The sequence below is a fragment of the uncultured Limnohabitans sp. genome (assembly GCF_937889215.1).
Taxonomy (GTDB): domain Bacteria; phylum Pseudomonadota; class Gammaproteobacteria; order Burkholderiales; family Burkholderiaceae_C; genus Limnohabitans_A.
In genome coordinates this window covers 1-1,039 of record NZ_CALBEX010000287.1, presented here as the reverse complement: position 1 = coordinate 1,039, position 1,039 = coordinate 1, and the positions used below count along the sequence as shown (strand labels likewise).

At 59.3% G+C, this 1,039-nt stretch carries 1 protein-coding gene; it reads left to right on the top strand.

The window, feature by feature from the left end; all coding sequences use genetic code 11:
• Positions 1-83: 83 nt before the first annotated feature.
• Positions 84-866 (top strand): class II aldolase/adducin family protein, encoded by a 783-nt coding sequence (locus tag Q0341_RS07255; RefSeq protein ID WP_299511588.1) that lies wholly within the window; start codon positions 84-86, stop codon positions 864-866.
• Positions 867-1,039 lie beyond the last annotated feature (173 nt).

The following is a 1,039-nucleotide window of genomic DNA, read 5'->3' as shown; positions in this document are numbered from 1 at the left end:
GCCTCAAGTTTGCCGCGCAAGTGACAGGCTCGCAGACGACACATGCATAGAGTAAAGCCCAGTCCAACCCTCGAAAGTCCGCCATGTCGCTCGCCTCCGCCACCACACAAACGCCAGCGCACGCCCAAGAAGACCCGGTGTGGCAAGCCAAAGTGCACTTGGCCGCCGCATTGCGTTTGGCGGTGCTGCACGATTTTGACGAGGGGATCGACAACCACTTCACCGTCGCCGTGCCGGGCCGCGAAGACCAATATTTGATCTCGCCCTTTGGCGTGCATTGGTCTGAGGCCCGCGCCAGCACCATGATGGTTTTCAACGAAGCGGGCGAAACGCTGGAAGGCACAGGCTTGGTCGAGCTGTCAGCGCAATCGATCCATGCCCCGGTGCACCGCATCACGGGTGCCCAAGTGGTGCTGCACACCCACCAGCCGTGGGCGCTGGCTTTGAACATGCTCAAAGCCAACCGATTGCTGCCCGCCACCCAAACTGCGGCGTTCTTTGATGGCACCATCGCCTACGACGACCACTACACAGGACTGGCCGCTGATTTGTCTGAGGGAGAGCGTTTGTCGCAGCTCATGAGCGGTGGCCAAACCGTGCTCTTCATGAAAAACCACGGCGTGATGACGATTGGTGACACCGTGGCGCAAGCCTACAGGCGTTTGTACAAACTCGAAAAAGCCTGCCGCACCCAAGTGCTGGCCATGGGCACGGGCCAGCCTCTGAACGTGTTGACCGAAGCCGTGATTCAACGCATCAAAACCCCAAGCCCACAAGACCGCCACCCCCGCAGCGAACGTGAACGCCTGTTTTTTGAAGCCCTGATGCGGGTGGTCGACCGGGTGAACCCAGGTTATGCAGACTAAACCACTCCCTGCGATAGACAAAGAATCTGCAAAAACAAGGCCCACTCAACGCTGGTCAGCCTGCGCGCTCAGGTCACAAAATTAACGCCCCTGCGCGCGCGCCAAAAACGTGCCCCACCACCCGATCCATTTGAATTTGCTACGCTGGCGGTACAAACACCGCCTCGCGTAGT

What these genes read in the sequence shown, in the direction of transcription:
- Q0341_RS07255 (WP_299511588.1), top strand. Translation starts at nt 84, where the DNA reads ATGTCGCTCGCCTCCGCCACCACACAAACGCCAGCGCACGCCCAAGAA.